Here is a 13734-nt window from a genome sequence, read left to right on the forward strand (position 1 = left end):
AAAGTCATGCAGCCGTTGAAAGTCGCCTTTATTAAAGCCAACTGGCACAGCGAAATCGTTTCGCAGGTTCTGACAGGATTTGAACAGGAACTGGAGAGCCGTGGGACCTCATACGAAATGAAAACCTGGGATGTGCCAGGGGCTTTTGAAATGCCGTTACTGGCGCAACGCCTTGCGCAGACCGGCAATTTTGATGCCATTGTCTGTGCAGCACTGGTGGTAGATGGTGGCATCTATCGTCATGATTTTGTCGCCCAGGCCGTGGTCAGTGGTCTGATGCAGGCGCAGCTGGCAACCAATGTGCCGGTTTTCTCCGTTTCCCTGACGCCACACAATTTCCAGCCTTCAGCCGAGTTTATCGACTTCTATACACAGCACTTCGTGAAAAAGGGTCAGGAAGCGGCACGTGCTGTCTGCCAGATTCACGCTCTCGAACTCTGATCATCCCGAATAATGATGGGGCTGCAGCCTGCGCGATAAAAGGAAACAACATTGGAAAATTCACGTCCGCCTCTACCGCCCTTTACCCGGCCTGAACAGGCAATTGAAAAAGTCCGTCTGGCCGAGGATGGCTGGAACAGCCGTGATGCTGAGCGGGTCTCTCTGGCCTATTCAGCGGATAGCCAATGGCGTAATCGCGATACCTTCCTGACCGGCCGGGCAGAAATTGTCGCTTTCCTTCAGCAAAAATGGCAGCGGGAGCAGGAATATCGGCTGATTAAGGAGCTGTGGAGTTTTGACCAGAACCGGATTGCGGTTCGGTTTGCTTATGAATGGCATGACGAGCAGCGTCAGTGGTATCGCTCCTATGGCAACGAGAACTGGGCCTTTGACGAGCAGGGATTAATGATGCAGCGCTTTGCCAGCATCAACGATCTTAAAATCGATGAAAAACAGCGATTGTTTCACTGGCCACAGGGGCGGCGTCCGGACGACCACCCCTCGTTGAGTGAGCTCGGTTTATAGTGTGAACGTACCAGCGGAGAGCGCGGCTCTCCGCCGTCATCAAATCAGCCCTGCACACCCTTATTTTCGACAAAGGTGGCTTTGCTGTTTGTAACCGTGTAAGCCACTTTTTTGACATCCTCAGGTGACGTGGTCACTTCTACAGGTGCGATTGTCACTCGACCCATACCAAACAGGGTTGGCACATAGCCGCCAATCTGGTGCTTTCCGGCAGGAACGTGCAGCAGCATGCTTTCGCCATTAGGTAATCTGCCGGCGTCTTTGCCATCTACGGTCAGGAACACACTGGATCCATCATCTGCACGGGTCTTGATGTGTGAGACATCAATCTGCGTCGGACCAGCCGCAAATTCATCTGGCGCATCGCTGGCGGCATGTTTCGCACAACCAGTCAGTACAGCCGCAACCGTTACCACGGCGAGAGTAAAACGATAACGCATGGGACACTCTTTCTCCTGATCATCAGAACCCGCTATTTTAACGATTTGCCGGGTGGATGTAAGGGGTTAAGCAGTCAGCATGCTCTTAAAAAGGTAACAGGAGATCCGTTCCCGGTATATTTGCGTAAAGAATCTTTACTGAATAAATACACAGTTCTTTTTTACCGGTCATGGACACTTTTAACTCTCTGATCATCATGAATTTACCGTCAGAATAATTACGAATAAGCGAAGCGTCACGCGGCTTTCTCGCCGATTTTACACGGCTTTTCCCTGTTAATTCGCTGTTATAAGGTTCATAGTAGCTACTCATCCCCGGTTCAATACGGCGGCCTTTCCCTCAACAGAGGGCACGATATGCATTCTTTTACTACCGATACTATTTGCGCATTAACGGGTACGCATCCGGCTAATCTTAAGCGCTGGATTAAACAGGGTTTACTGACGGCGCAGCAGAATCCCGACATCTGGAACGATGATCATCTCAGCGAAATCTATGCCTTAGTGGGATTAACTGCTACTGGCGCGACGCCTGAAGAGATCAGAGAGGGACAGCTGGCCGCATCAACGGTCACGACCTATGGCTGGGCAGCGCGTAAAGGCGACATGCTCTGGCAGCTTGAATTTGGCACACCCTTGTCGCTTGCCCGTCAGATGCACAACATGTCCAGCAACTACAGTGGTGATGATTTTATCATCAATCTTTTGCGACCTCTGAGCGTCTGGCTTCATGCCGATCAGCGTCAGGGTGCATCGCGACGCCTGGCGCGTTTTGAGCAATCTGTGCAGCAGCAGGCGGATAAAGTGATGCGCCTCTCATCGCGAAATAAATCATCAGTCCCTTTATTTCTGGAAGCGGTGAGTGTTCTGGATAAGACTGAAATCTGGCTCGAAGCGATTCGTCTTACTGCCATGGGCTTTAATGTGGAGGTGGATTCACATGCAAGTGGAGAACCTGCACTTAAGACCGAGCTTTACCAGCATCATGTCATGTGGTGTGGTGCCGGGATTTCTCAGGAAATGCAGGATTACTTTGAACAGCAGCATCAGAATGGTCACCCGGTAATGCTCAGCGGCCCGGATCGTAATCTGCATTACTTCCACTCTTCTGCATCATCAGCTGCCTGAAGAAGGCAGCCCTCCATTTCCCTTTTTTTCTTCCACCGCCGGTAAATTTTTTTTCGTTAAGAATCTCATAAGCTGGCTCCGTATACTGGTGCCACGATTCTGACTCATTGACGAGACGATAATGAAAAAGACCTTACTGACCTTCTGCCTCTATCTGTTACCTCTTAGTTTGACTGTGGCTCATGCGGCCACGGCCCTGACAGGGTGTGCCGCCAAAAAGCAGGCGATCGAAACTCAGCTCTCTTATGCGCGCCAGCACAATAATACTTATCAGGTTGCTGGCCTTGAAAAGGCGCTGCGCGAAGTCGATCAGCACTGTAGCGAAAGCAGCCTGTTAAAGGAACGCCACGAAAAAGTGACAGAGAAAAAGCGCGAAGTACAGGAACGGGAACAGGAACTGGCAAAAGCAAAAGCAGAAGGACGCAGCGCCAGCAAGATCCAGAAGCGTGAAGATAAACTGGCCGAAGCGCGTCAGGAACTGAATGAAGCTGAACAGGCCCTGAGCCGTTAACCATCTTTTGGGTCAGCCCTTTTACTGGCCCGCTATTTTTGTCTTTTCTGCACGACTCCCTCCCTCTTTTCTAAATCACTGATTAGCCAGCGCTATTAGCGCATGACTCATTACTTTATGTAATCCTTTGATTACTTATTCTCATGCACTTAATTGGTGCAACAAAGTCAACACAGATGCGATCAATTATTTAACTTTTTGAGCACCCTCAAAGAATTGAAAGATAGCGATATTTCCCGCCCTATGCAGAAAATACGCACTTAAGCCGCATCATTATTCGCATTAAGCCAGTAACTATAACTAATCTATGCACTCGGGTTGCCCCAAAACAGGGCGTCGCTGCACGTCAGCATGCCTGGCACCGCATCTTATTTGTTTCAGGAGTGTTAGATTATGTCCGCGCAATACACTGCGTTTAACGTCCACGGCTCCACACAATAAATAACTTCATTAAGAAAGGTTTTTTATGGATAAGTTATCTTATGCGTCTGAAAGTAGCACATCTGCCTGGTCCACCTATCTGCAACAAATCGACCGGGTTGCGCCTTATCTGGGCGATCTTTCACGTTGGATAGATACTTTGCGTCATCCAAAACGTGCGTTGATTGTTGATATTCCTCTCCAGATGGATGATGGCTCAATTCGCCACTTCGAAGGCTATCGCGTTCAGCACAACCTGTCGCGCGGGCCAGGTAAAGGCGGTATTCGCTACCATCCGGACGTCGACCTTAATGAAGTCATGGCCCTTTCCGCCTGGATGACCATCAAGTGTGCGGCAGTTAACCTGCCCTATGGTGGTGCCAAAGGGGGTATTCGCGTTGATCCTTTCAAACTGTCCGATGGCGAACTTGAACGACTGACCCGCCGTTATACCAGCGAGATCGGCATTATCATCGGGCCGCAGAAAGATATTCCGGCACCGGATGTTGGCACCAACAGCAAAGTGATGGCATGGATGATGGATACCTACTCCATGAACCACGGTACAACGATCACCGGCGTCGTCACGGGTAAACCTATTCATCTGGGCGGTTCACTGGGACGTGAAAAAGCCACCGGTCGCGGCGTATTCATTACCGGACGCGAAGTGGCGCGTCGTGCCGGTATCGAAATTGAAGGCGCGCGCGTTGCGGTTCAGGGCTTTGGTAACGTGGGTAGCGAAGCAGCACGCCTGTTTGAAGAGGCTGGCGCACGCGTGGTCGTGATTCAGGATCATACCGCCACGCTGTTTAACGCCGATGGTATCAATATGGCCGCGCTGACTGAATGGCAGATCGCCAATAAGCAGATTGCCGGCTTCCCGGGCGCTCAGAACATTGATAAAGAGGCGTTCTGGACCACCGGGATGGATATCCTGATTCCGGCCGCACTGGAAGGACAGATTACCCGCGAGCGTGCTGAAGTCCTGAGTTGCAAAATCGTGCTGGAAGGGGCAAACGGACCAACTTATCCGGATGCCGATGACATGCTGGCAACGCGCGGCATTATCGTGGTACCGGATGTGGTCTGTAACGCGGGTGGCGTAACGGTCAGCTACTTTGAATGGGTGCAGGACATGGCGAGCTTCTTCTGGAGCGAAGATGAGATCAATCGTCGCTCAGATAAAATCATGACGGAAGCGATGGTTCACGTCTGGGAGAAGTCGAAGGAGAAAGATTGCTCGCTCCGCACCGCAGCCTATATCGTGGCGTGTGAGCGCATTCTGATGGCGCGTAAAGATCGCGGTATCTATCCAGGTTAATGTCTGAGGCGCGGTTGCCAGCAACAGCGCCGATTTCCTTGCCTACTTCATCAGCACCTGAAACTGCGGGTTAAATTCATCGAAAATCGGCAAGGCTGCAGCACCCAGCGCAGCGGTATCGCTGCCGGTCATACCAATCTTTAGCCGCATATCAAACAGATAACGACCTCGCACCGACTGATAAAGCGGTGGCAATCGTTTTATCATCTGCTCCAGCAAAGGCGCAGGCATCATCCCACCAATTATTACCGCTTCAGCATCAAACACCGACTCCAGAATATTGATCGCCTGACGCAACGGCGTCATTACACTCTCAATCCAGGCAGTAAAGCGCGCGGGTTCAATCTGCAACAAATCTTCTGGTAACGCTCGCATCGGATCGAGGCCGCAGAATTCATACGCTGCCTGCAATGAGACATACCGCTCCAGACAGCCCTGATTGCCGCAGTAACAGTCCCGACCGCCCGGCTCCACCACGATGTGTCCGATCTCGCCCGCATTTTGAGCGTGGCCGGTATAGATATGGCCATCGGTGAAGATGCCTGCACCCAGACCGGTGCCGATGTAGAGATAGATAAAGGAATTAAGATGCCGCGCCGTGCCGTGAAAGCGCTCGCCGATAGCGGCCACCGTAGCGTCATTTTCCAGCGTGACCGGTAATCCGCTGATAGTGGCGAGCTCCGCCTCGATATCGACCTGCTCCCAGCCGTTCAGTGTCGTGGGGCCTGTTGATGAAATCCCCTCCACGCCAAAAGGCCCCGGCATCACCACGCCAATACCCAGCACTTTCTGCCACTGAGTACCAAGAAAGGCACGCATCTCTTCCAGCACGCTGGCAATGCACGCCAGAGTGGCAGCAGGCTGAGGCTTTTGCACCATAAGGAGGCGGCGGAAATGCACTTCGCCGCTAAGATCGACCAGCACCAGTAACAGTGTCTGATGATCGAGATGAATCCCGATTGACCACGCACTGGTGGGATTGAGCGTGACCGGAATCGAAGGCTGACCACGGCCGCTGCGGCGCGGCTGTCGGCTGGTCAGCAGCTCGGCCTGCTCAAGCTCCGCTACGATATTCGAGACAGTCTGCGGCGTCAGCGCTGTCATGCGAGCCAGTTCTGCGCGGGTCAGCTCACCGTGAAGTCGAATGGCTTCAATCACCACACGTCGGTTGTGCGCCCGCGCATGTTCAAGGTTGGTACCCGAGGTTTTCATGTTGTTTTCCATTACAGCGGGGCCTGACAGTATTGGTCCCCAGTGTCATTCGGGCAAACAATATCTTTGATGCTGCACGCAATTTCTGCACATCAGAATAGGCAATTTTGCCATAAAAGCGCAGTCTGAGTGTTAGCGTTGTTACGGCTTTGTTGCACAGATCTTCAGCACTGTGGCATGCCGTTTGCTTAACTCCTGATAGGTCAGTTTATATGCTGACCAAATTACGCCCCCGATTAAATCAATCAAATTGATTTAATTAACCGACAGCCTGTTGCTGCATAGTGGAGAAGACCATGTCACAGCGTTATACCCCCAAACTGAAAGCCGGTTTTGCTGCCTTACTGATGTTAAGCGCAGGCAGCGCGGCGGCGGCCAGCCAGATCAATGCCCTGTTTATGACTCAGGCGGCTTACAGCGAAAACGATATCCGCGCCATGACGCAAAATTTTCAGAAGCAGCACCCGGATGTCACTGTCAATCTGGAGTTTGTTCCTTACGAAGCGCTGCACGATAAAATCGTGGCAGCGCGCGGTGCAGGCGGTAATGGCTATGATGTGGTGCTCTTTGATGCCATCTGGCCAGCAGAGTTCGCCCGATTTGACCTGCTGCAGGATGTCAGCGCACGCATTACGCCAGAGGAAAAAGAGAAGGTCTTTCCGGGCGCGATGAACACGGTGATTTACAAGGGTAAGACGCTGGGTATGCCGTGGATTCTGGATACCAAATACCTTTACTACAACAAAGCGATGCTGGCTAAAGCGGGCATCACCACCCCGCCGCAGACCTGGCAGCAGGTGCTGGATGACGCGAAGATCATCAAAGATAAGAAGATCGTCAACTATCCGCTGGTCTGGAGCTGGTCTCAGGCTGAAGCGCTGGTGTGTGACTACACCACGCTGGTGTCAGGCTTTGGTGGAAAGTTCTATCAGAACGGCAAGCTCGACTTCTCCAGTCCTGCCTCGCTTAAGGCGCTGAACCTGATGAAAAGTTCGCTCGATGATGGGCTGAGTAATCCAGCATCCCGTGAATATCTGGAAGAAGATGTGCGTAAATCGTTCTCTAATGGCGATGCGGCTTTCGCGCTGAACTGGACCTACATGTACAACATGGCGAACGATCCTAAGCAGAGCAAAGTGGCGGGCGATGTTGGCATTATGCCAGCGCCGGGCGATGCGCCTGGAAAAGTGGGCGCAGTGAACGGCTCAATGGGACTGGGTATCACCAAAGGCAGTACGCATGCCAATGAGGCGTGGCAGTACATTCAGTACATGACCTCACAGCCTGTCCAGAATCAGTATGCCAAGCTCAGCCTGCCGATCTGGAAATCTTCTTATCAGGATGAGGCGGTGAAAAAGGATCAGGAGAGCCTGATTGCCGCAGCGGATAAATCATTAAACGTGATGCTGTCACGTCCAGAGACTGCTGATTATTCTCGTCTGTCCAATCAGCTGCAGCAGCAGTTACAACAGGTCTTGCTGGGAAAAACCCCGGCGCAGGACGCGATGGCAACGATTGATAAAAGCGCTGCCAGGCTGCGTTAAGGAGTCATGATGCTGAGTTTGCGTCAACGCGAACAGCGTCAGGCATGGGTGCTGCTTGCACCCATGCTGCTGGTGATGCTGTTGTTAACCGCCTGGCCTCTGCTGCGTACTATCTGGCTGAGCTTTACTGATGCTGCGCTGATTGGCAGCGGTGAGTCACCCGCCTGGATTGGCCTGGAAAACTATCTCTATGCGCTTACCGATCCCGACTTTCAGGCGTCGATCTGGCGCACGCTCTACTTCACCGTTGTATCCGTCACCTTCGAAGGCATCATCGGTGTGCTGGTCGCGCTGCTTTTGAATCAGAAATTCATCGGGCGCAACGTGCTACGGGTGTTGGTAATTCTGCCATGGGCGCTACCGACCATTGTCAATGCCATGATGTGGCGGCTGAACTTTAACCCTGATTACGGCAGCATCAACGCCCTGCTCAGTCAGCTCGGTATTATTGATGGCTATCGCAGCTGGCTTGGCTCGCCGGGTGCGGCACTCAACGCGGTAATGTTCGCGGATATCTGGAAAAACTATCCACTGGTCACGCTACTGGTGCTGGCGGCACTGCAATCGATCCCTGAGGATCTGTTTGAAGCGGCACGGCTGGATGGCGCATCCGCCTGGCGTCGTTTCCGGGCGATTACCTTCCCGGCAATTGCTGCCCCGCTTGGCGTTGCACTGGTATTACGCACCATCGATGCTTTTAAAATCTTCGACATCATCTATGTCATGACCCGCGGCGGCCCGGTGGACAGCACCAAAACCTTAAGCTTTTTCGTCTATCAGGAGTCGTTCAGCTATCTGCGTGCTGGCAGTGGTGCGGCCTACGCAATATTGATGACCCTGATGTGCGCCCTGCTTATTACGCTTTACCTGCTGATGTTATGGCATCAGCGTCGCCGGAGTTCCGCTTATGAAAACTAAACTGCGGGGTATGCTGCGTTATATGGCTGCGCTGCTGGTCGCCATCAGCATTGTGGCGCCAATGGGCTGGCTGTTTTTAATGAGCGTCAGTTCTGCCAGTGATCTTTCACGCGTTCCGCTGGAGTGGCTGCCGCGTCAGTGGGATTTCAGCCGCTATCAGGGACTGGTTTCACTGGCACCAAACCAGCCGGGCAACATTTTTCTGCATGCACTCGGCAACAGTTTGCTGGTAGCAACGGTGGCAACGGCGATTTCGTTGCTGCTGGCAATACCGGCGGCATTCAGTTTCTCACGCTACAGCGGACGTGATGCCTGGCTCTCCGGTGCACTGGCGATCTATATGGTGCCGCCGGTGGCGTTTGTTCTGCCGCTCTACTTTCTGCTGCAACAGCTGGGGTTGCTCAACACACGTCCCGGTCTGGTGATGGTCTACTGCTCGCTAATCCTGCCGTTTCTGACCTGGATGCTGAAGAACCAGTTTGACTCGCTGCCGCGTGATATCGAACAGGCAGCGCGTCTGGATGGTCTGCGCTTCTGGCAGGTTCTGCTACGCATCACACTGCCGCTGGCGAAACCAGTGCTCGGTGCCGCAGCACTGTTTGGCTGGCTGCTGGCCTGGGATGAGTTTTTCTACGCGCTGCTGTTCACCAGCAACATTTCAGCACAGACACTGCCAGTCGCGATTGCCGGTTTCACCGCCGGACGTGCGACCGATGATGGCCTGATCGCGGCGATTGGCATTCTGGCTTCGGTGCCGCCACTGTTCATTGCCATCTGGTTGCAGAAGACGCTGGTCAGCGGTCTCACCAGCGGTGGAAGTAAGGGATAATTATGGATAAGACCATTGCGTCCACACTTTATGTGGTGGGCAACATTAATGTCGATTTAATCATGGGTACGCTCGGCGACTGGCCGGCACGCGGTACGGAAGTGATGCTGCAGCACAGTGCGTTACGTCCCGGTGGCTCAGCGGGTAATTGTGCGCTGGCGCTGGAGGCAATGCAGGTGCCGCATCGGGCTATTGCCAATCAGGGTGACGATGGCTTCAGTCACTGGCTCGCCGGTCATTTTCCCCACAGCGCCGCACACTGGCCGCGTTACGCCTGTGAGACCTCGCTCACGGTGGGCATAACCCATCCTGATAACGAACGTTCGTTTTTGAGCAATCACGGTCATATTACCGTGCTCACCGCTGACGATGTGCTGGCGCAGTTACCCCAGCAGGCGACGCAGGGCGATATTGTGCTGCTGTGTGGCACCTTTCTCTGTCATGAACTTTATCGCCGCTATCCGACGTTGCTGGCCGCGCTACAGCACCGAGGCTTTTGTGTCGCCGTGGATACCGGCTGGCCGCCTGCGGGCTGGAGTGATGAGCTTCGCCTGGAAATGGGTAACTGGTTGCCTGACTGTGACTGGCTGTTGCTGAATGAAGTGGAAGCGTTGGGTCTGGCGGGCGCAGACCTGCTGGAACAGAGCGGTAAACGGCTGGCGGCTCAGCTCAGTGGTCGCGGTGGTTGCGTGATTAAGTGTGGCGCAGAGGGCGCGCGTCTCTGGTCTGCGGCCTCGGTGCAATTTGCCGCCGGTCAGCCGGTGACGGTAGTCGATACCATTGGGGCCGGTGACAGTTTTAATGCCGGTTTTCTGACTGCACTGCTTTACCGCCAGTCATCGCATACCGCGCTGCGCTGGGGCATTGAAGTGGCCTCACAGGCAATAAGCAGCTCTCCGCGCCGCTATCCCAGCTGGCAACAACTCCAACTATCAAATGAGGTGCGCTGAACATGGCCAGTGTTGAACTTGTACAGGTGGCGAAGCGTTATGGTAAACAGAGCGTGCTGCACCCGCTGGATTTAACCATCCCTGATGGCAGTTTTACTGTTCTGGTCGGCCCCTCCGGCTGCGGAAAATCGACGTTGCTGCGGCTGCTTGCCGGGCTTGATACCGTCTCTGATGGGGCGATTATGCTGGATAAAAAGCGGATTAACGATCTCGATCCTGCCGACCGGGATATCGCCATGGTATTCCAGAGCTATGCGCTCTATCCGCACCTCACCGTTGCAGAGAATCTGGCGTTTCACATGCAGGTAAAAAAGGTGAAGCGCGAGGAGCAGAAAAGCAAAATCGCCCGCATCGCCGGCATTCTCGGCATCGATCAGCTCTTACAGCGTTATCCACGGGCCTTGTCCGGCGGACAGCGGCAGCGTGTAGCGATGGGACGGGCCATGGTCCGCAACCCACAGGTATTTCTGTTCGATGAGCCGCTCTCAAACCTGGATGCCCAGTTACGTATGGAGCTTCGTGCCGAAATTAAATCCCTCCATCAGCGTTTCAACACCACGATGGTTTACGTTACCCACGATCAGGTCGAGGCGATGACGCTGGCGGATCAGATTGTGGTAATGAAAGAGGGCGTGATTGTGCAACAGGGCGCGCCGCTGGCGATTTATGATCGGCCGGTTAACACGTTTGTGGCGCGGTTTATCGGTTCGCCGCCAATGAACCTGATGGATGCCTGCTTCCAGTCACGGGATGGCCTGCCTGGTGTTTGCTGTGGTAAGCAGTGGCTGCCATTGCCGCCTCGCTGGCACCGTGCCGCGCAGCAGCAGGCTGGCCAGGCGGTTACGCTGGGCGTGCGCCCTCACGATCTGATTTTTGATGCCAGCGGACAACCCGCTGCGGTAAATATTGTGGAGATCACGGGTGAATCAACGCTGTTGCATCTGAACTGGCAGGGTTTCCCGCTGCATATGCAGTTGAGCGGTCGTAGTGATGCCATGCCTGGCGGTACGCTACCGGTCACCGTAAACCCGGAAAAAATGCACCTGTTTGATGCCAGCAGCGGTGAGCGGCTGACGGAGCAATGATTAATCTGAAGTCAGTAGTGAATGCAGGGGGCAAACCCGCTTAAAGCGGTGGGAGCATACGCCTGTAGCAATGCATCGCGGGCTACGGACAAAAAACTCCCGGCGCTTTTTGAACGACGTAAAGCGTTGGCCCGGCTAAGGGCGCACCTCAGGGCTGAGGTGCGTCATCGCCACGTTGAGTCGCCAGGGATGGCGCTCTTGCGTCTTTGCGTAAGGCGTATGCTCCCTGAGCTGCATCCTTATGCCAGATGGAACTGCTCCACCGTCTGTGACAGCTGCTGCGCCTGATCTTCCAGTGAGCTGGCGGCCGCCGACATCTGCTGCACCAGCGCGGCGTTCTGTTGGGTCACGCCATCCATTTCATTGACGGCAATCGTCACCTGGCTGATGCCACGCGCCTGTTCGCTTGATGCAGTAACAATCTCACCAATGATGCCCTGCACTGAATTGACCGCGTGCATCATCTCCTGCATGGTTTTACCGGCATCGTTTACCAGCCTGACACCACTCTCGACTCGCACGCTCGACTCTTCAATCAGTGCGCCAATCTCCTTAACCGCGTTCGCGCTGCGCTGGGCAAGGTTACGCACTTCAGAGGCGACTACCGCAAAACCACGGCCCTGTTCTCCGGCACGTGCGGCTTCCACCGCCGCGTTCAGCGCCAGAATATTGGTCTGAAAGGCAATGCTGTTGATCATCGTGGTAATGTCGCCGATCTTTTTCGAGCTGTCATCGATCTGCGCCATGGTCTGCACCACCTCACCCACCAGCGAGGCACCGCGACTGGCAATATGCGTCGCGTTTTCAGTCAGGCTGGTTGCCTGCTGTGCATTGTCGGCATTCAGACGAATCGTGGCGCTGATCTGCTCCATACTGGCTGCGGTCTGCTCCAGCGCAGCAGCCTGTTCCTCGGTGCGTGATGCCAGATTGAGGTTGCCGCTGGCGATCTCGCCCGCGCCCTGACGTACTGATTCACTGGAATCTTTTATCTGTCCAACAATCTGTCGGAGCTGGCTTTGCATGGTGCTAAGCGCGAAGAACAGGCTGCTGCTATCCCCCCTCTTCACCGGGATCCGGTTATCCAGCTTGCCATCAGCAACGGCCAGGGCAATATGCGCCGCTTCAACCGGCTCGCCCCCAATTGGACGCAGCACTTTACGGCTGAACAGCATGCCCAGTACCGCGCCGACCAGCAGAACGCTGACGACCATCAGGATCACCGCCCACATCAGCTGCTGGGTGGATGCGGCCATCACCTGACTGACCGGTGCAACAACGCCCAGATACCAGGCTTTGTCGCTGTTCCCAATCACTACTGGCTGCCAGGTAACCAGGGCATCTTCACCCAGCACGGCATCAAAATGCTGTACGACTTTCGACGTAAAGCCATCTTTTTCCCCTTTCCACGGTTTCCCAGCCTCATCTTTCACCGGCGAGGAGACAACGTTACCGTTACTGGAGAGTAGCAACGCATAGCCGCTGCCCTGCCAGGGTTTAATCTGATTCACTTTCTGTTGTAGTGAAGCCAGGGATATATCAGAGGTGACAACTGCTTTTAAGGTGCCCTGATCCATAATGACGGCCGCTACGGAGGTGAGCAGGGTCGGCACGCCGTTATAGGCATAACTATAGGGTTCGGTAAGCGTGTCTTTTTGTGATTTTTGCGGAACCAGATAGTAATCGCCCTGACCCGGCGTCAGATAAGAGAGCAGCGGATGCATGGCATATTTACCTGCTGCGTCACGATCCACAAAAAAGGCATAGCGCCCCTGTGGCGCCTGTCCAGGCTGTGAGGCGAACTCTGCATCACGGCCATCAAACGCATTCTGTTCAAAGATGACTGACATCGACAGATAGTCAGGATTCGCGCGTAACGCATATTCCATCACTTTATCGACCGCTTTGCGATCGGTAATACCGGCGCGGGGTAACGCGATCAGACTTTGACCGAGAAGGCTGGCAACATCGCGGGCATGGCTCAGCTCCTGCTGCACCTGCAAGGCACGGCTTTGCGCAATCTGCTGCAGATATTTTTCGGCCAGTAGTTTTTGTTCTTTACCTGATTGCCAGCTGAGGACCCCAATTGTCACGGTAAATCCCAGCACTATCGTTAAACCACCCATGATTAACATCTGCGCACGGGTACTCATTTTTTTCTTATGCGTTACCTGACCGGCCATAGTGATTCCCCTGGAATTTACCTGCCTCAATACCTCCCTGTGTTCATGGTGCTCCTGAGATCATTTATCGGCGGCGTTTTTTTGAACTTTAATGGGGCTTATCCTGCAGTGATGGGGGTCTCAACGTGCGCGGTACAGGAAAGTTGATCGCCAGGGGAAGATGGCAAAACTGCAGAACGGGCTTTTTTTGATCTGCAACAATATCGCCGTCCGCTATTACTGTCAGTTTA

General features: G+C 54.0%; 14 protein-coding genes. 10 read left to right on the plus strand and 4 right to left on the minus strand.

Annotation, left to right across the window (positions count from 1 at the left end):
- Positions 1-6: 6 nt before the first annotated feature.
- Both Q7C21_RS02590 and Q7C21_RS02595 read left to right on the plus strand, forming a co-directional pair.
- Positions 7-441 carry a 6,7-dimethyl-8-ribityllumazine synthase gene (locus tag Q7C21_RS02590; protein WP_008924667.1) on the plus strand — a complete coding sequence of 145 codons (435 nt, stop codon included), beginning with the start codon at positions 7-9 and terminating at the stop codon, positions 439-441.
- Between the two features lie 51 nt (positions 442-492).
- Positions 493-966, plus strand: a complete 474-nt coding sequence (locus Q7C21_RS02595; protein ID WP_008924666.1) for a nuclear transport factor 2 family protein — start codon at positions 493-495, stop codon at positions 964-966.
- Between the two features lie 44 nt (positions 967-1010).
- Here Q7C21_RS02595 and Q7C21_RS02600 read toward each other — a convergent pair whose 3' ends face one another.
- Both Q7C21_RS02600 and Q7C21_RS02605 read right to left on the minus strand, forming a co-directional pair.
- On the minus strand, positions 1011-1406 hold the full coding sequence (locus Q7C21_RS02600) for a hypothetical protein (RefSeq protein ID WP_003855127.1): 396 nt from the start codon (positions 1404-1406) through the stop codon (positions 1011-1013).
- Between the two features lie 85 nt (positions 1407-1491).
- Positions 1492-1719, minus strand: coding sequence for a hypothetical protein (locus tag Q7C21_RS02605; RefSeq protein WP_146257622.1), 228 nt, complete (start codon positions 1717-1719; stop codon positions 1492-1494).
- Positions 1720-1763: 44 nt separating this feature from the next.
- Between Q7C21_RS02605 and Q7C21_RS02610 the strand changes: the two genes are divergently transcribed.
- The 3 genes from Q7C21_RS02610 (at position 1764) to Q7C21_RS02620 (ending at position 4786) form a co-directional block, all read left to right on the plus strand.
- Positions 1764-2534 carry a transcriptional regulator gene (locus tag Q7C21_RS02610; protein WP_008924665.1) on the plus strand — a complete coding sequence of 257 codons (771 nt, stop codon included), beginning with the start codon at positions 1764-1766 and terminating at the stop codon, positions 2532-2534.
- Between the two features lie 121 nt (positions 2535-2655).
- On the plus strand, positions 2656-3045 hold the full coding sequence (locus Q7C21_RS02615; RefSeq protein WP_375150342.1) for a DUF1090 domain-containing protein: 390 nt from the start codon (positions 2656-2658) through the stop codon (positions 3043-3045).
- 466 nt (positions 3046-3511) lie between these two features.
- A complete protein-coding gene (locus tag Q7C21_RS02620; RefSeq protein WP_003855119.1) occupies positions 3512-4786 on the plus strand; it encodes a Glu/Leu/Phe/Val dehydrogenase in 1275 nt (424 codons plus the stop codon).
- A 42-nt stretch (positions 4787-4828) separates the two neighbouring features.
- On the opposite strand, the gene Q7C21_RS02625 is transcribed toward Q7C21_RS02620, so the two are convergent.
- Positions 4829-5998 carry an ROK family transcriptional regulator gene (locus Q7C21_RS02625; protein WP_033763325.1) on the minus strand — a complete coding sequence of 390 codons (1170 nt, stop codon included), beginning with the start codon at positions 5996-5998 and terminating at the stop codon, positions 4829-4831.
- A 296-nt stretch (positions 5999-6294) separates the two neighbouring features.
- On the opposite strand from Q7C21_RS02625, the gene Q7C21_RS02630 reads away from it, so the two are divergent.
- The 5 genes from Q7C21_RS02630 to Q7C21_RS02650 are packed head-to-tail and all read left to right on the plus strand — an operon-like array spanning position 6295 to position 11324.
- Complete coding sequence (locus tag Q7C21_RS02630) at positions 6295-7542, plus strand: extracellular solute-binding protein (protein ID WP_375150343.1); 1248 nt, start codon at positions 6295-6297, stop codon at positions 7540-7542.
- Between the two features lie 9 nt (positions 7543-7551).
- Positions 7552-8460: a carbohydrate ABC transporter permease gene (locus Q7C21_RS02635; RefSeq protein ID WP_375150470.1), complete on the plus strand. Its 909-nt coding sequence runs from the start codon at positions 7552-7554 to the stop codon at positions 8458-8460.
- Positions 8450-9289 (plus strand): carbohydrate ABC transporter permease, encoded by an 840-nt coding sequence (locus Q7C21_RS02640; RefSeq protein ID WP_105099742.1) that lies wholly within the window; start codon positions 8450-8452, stop codon positions 9287-9289. Before Q7C21_RS02635 ends, Q7C21_RS02640 begins: the two co-directional genes overlap by 11 nt.
- 2 nt (positions 9290-9291) lie before the next feature.
- Entirely contained in the window at positions 9292-10239 is a 948-nt protein-coding gene (locus Q7C21_RS02645) for a carbohydrate kinase family protein (protein ID WP_375150344.1), read from the plus strand.
- Between the two features lie 2 nt (positions 10240-10241).
- Positions 10242-11324: an ABC transporter ATP-binding protein gene (locus Q7C21_RS02650; protein ID WP_003855109.1), complete on the plus strand. Its 1083-nt coding sequence runs from the start codon at positions 10242-10244 to the stop codon at positions 11322-11324.
- A gap of 239 nt (positions 11325-11563) precedes the next feature.
- On the opposite strand, the gene Q7C21_RS02655 is transcribed toward Q7C21_RS02650, so the two are convergent.
- Entirely contained in the window at positions 11564-13504 is a 1941-nt protein-coding gene (locus Q7C21_RS02655) for a methyl-accepting chemotaxis protein (RefSeq protein ID WP_110411955.1), read from the minus strand.
- Between the last annotated feature and the right edge of the window lie 230 nt (positions 13505-13734).

It is taken from the genome of Pantoea sp. ANP04 (genome assembly GCF_041982285.1).
Lineage (GTDB): Bacteria > Pseudomonadota > Gammaproteobacteria > Enterobacterales > Enterobacteriaceae > Pantoea > Pantoea eucalypti.

Coding starts and splice junctions, on each gene's coding strand:
- Q7C21_RS02590 (WP_008924667.1), top strand. CDS start 7: ATGCAGCCGTTGAAAGTCGCCTTTATTAAAGCCAACTGGCACAGCGAA.
- Q7C21_RS02600 (WP_003855127.1), bottom strand. CDS start 1,406: ATGCGTTATCGTTTTACTCTCGCCGTGGTAACGGTTGCGGCTGTACTG.
- Q7C21_RS02605 (WP_146257622.1), bottom strand. CDS start 1,719: ATGAGTAGCTACTATGAACCTTATAACAGCGAATTAACAGGGAAAAGC.
- Q7C21_RS02610 (WP_008924665.1), top strand. CDS start 1,764: ATGCATTCTTTTACTACCGATACTATTTGCGCATTAACGGGTACGCAT.
- Q7C21_RS02615 (WP_375150342.1), top strand. CDS start 2,656: ATGAAAAAGACCTTACTGACCTTCTGCCTCTATCTGTTACCTCTTAGT.
- Q7C21_RS02620 (WP_003855119.1), top strand. CDS start 3,512: ATGGATAAGTTATCTTATGCGTCTGAAAGTAGCACATCTGCCTGGTCC.
- Q7C21_RS02625 (WP_033763325.1), bottom strand. CDS start 5,998: ATGAAAACCTCGGGTACCAACCTTGAACATGCGCGGGCGCACAACCGA.
- Q7C21_RS02630 (WP_375150343.1), top strand. CDS start 6,295: ATGTCACAGCGTTATACCCCCAAACTGAAAGCCGGTTTTGCTGCCTTA.
- Q7C21_RS02635 (WP_375150470.1), top strand. CDS start 7,552: ATGCTGAGTTTGCGTCAACGCGAACAGCGTCAGGCATGGGTGCTGCTT.
- Q7C21_RS02640 (WP_105099742.1), top strand. CDS start 8,450: ATGAAAACTAAACTGCGGGGTATGCTGCGTTATATGGCTGCGCTGCTG.
- Q7C21_RS02645 (WP_375150344.1), top strand. CDS start 9,292: ATGGATAAGACCATTGCGTCCACACTTTATGTGGTGGGCAACATTAAT.
- Q7C21_RS02650 (WP_003855109.1), top strand. CDS start 10,242: ATGGCCAGTGTTGAACTTGTACAGGTGGCGAAGCGTTATGGTAAACAG.
- Q7C21_RS02655 (WP_110411955.1), bottom strand. CDS start 13,504: ATGGCCGGTCAGGTAACGCATAAGAAAAAAATGAGTACCCGTGCGCAG.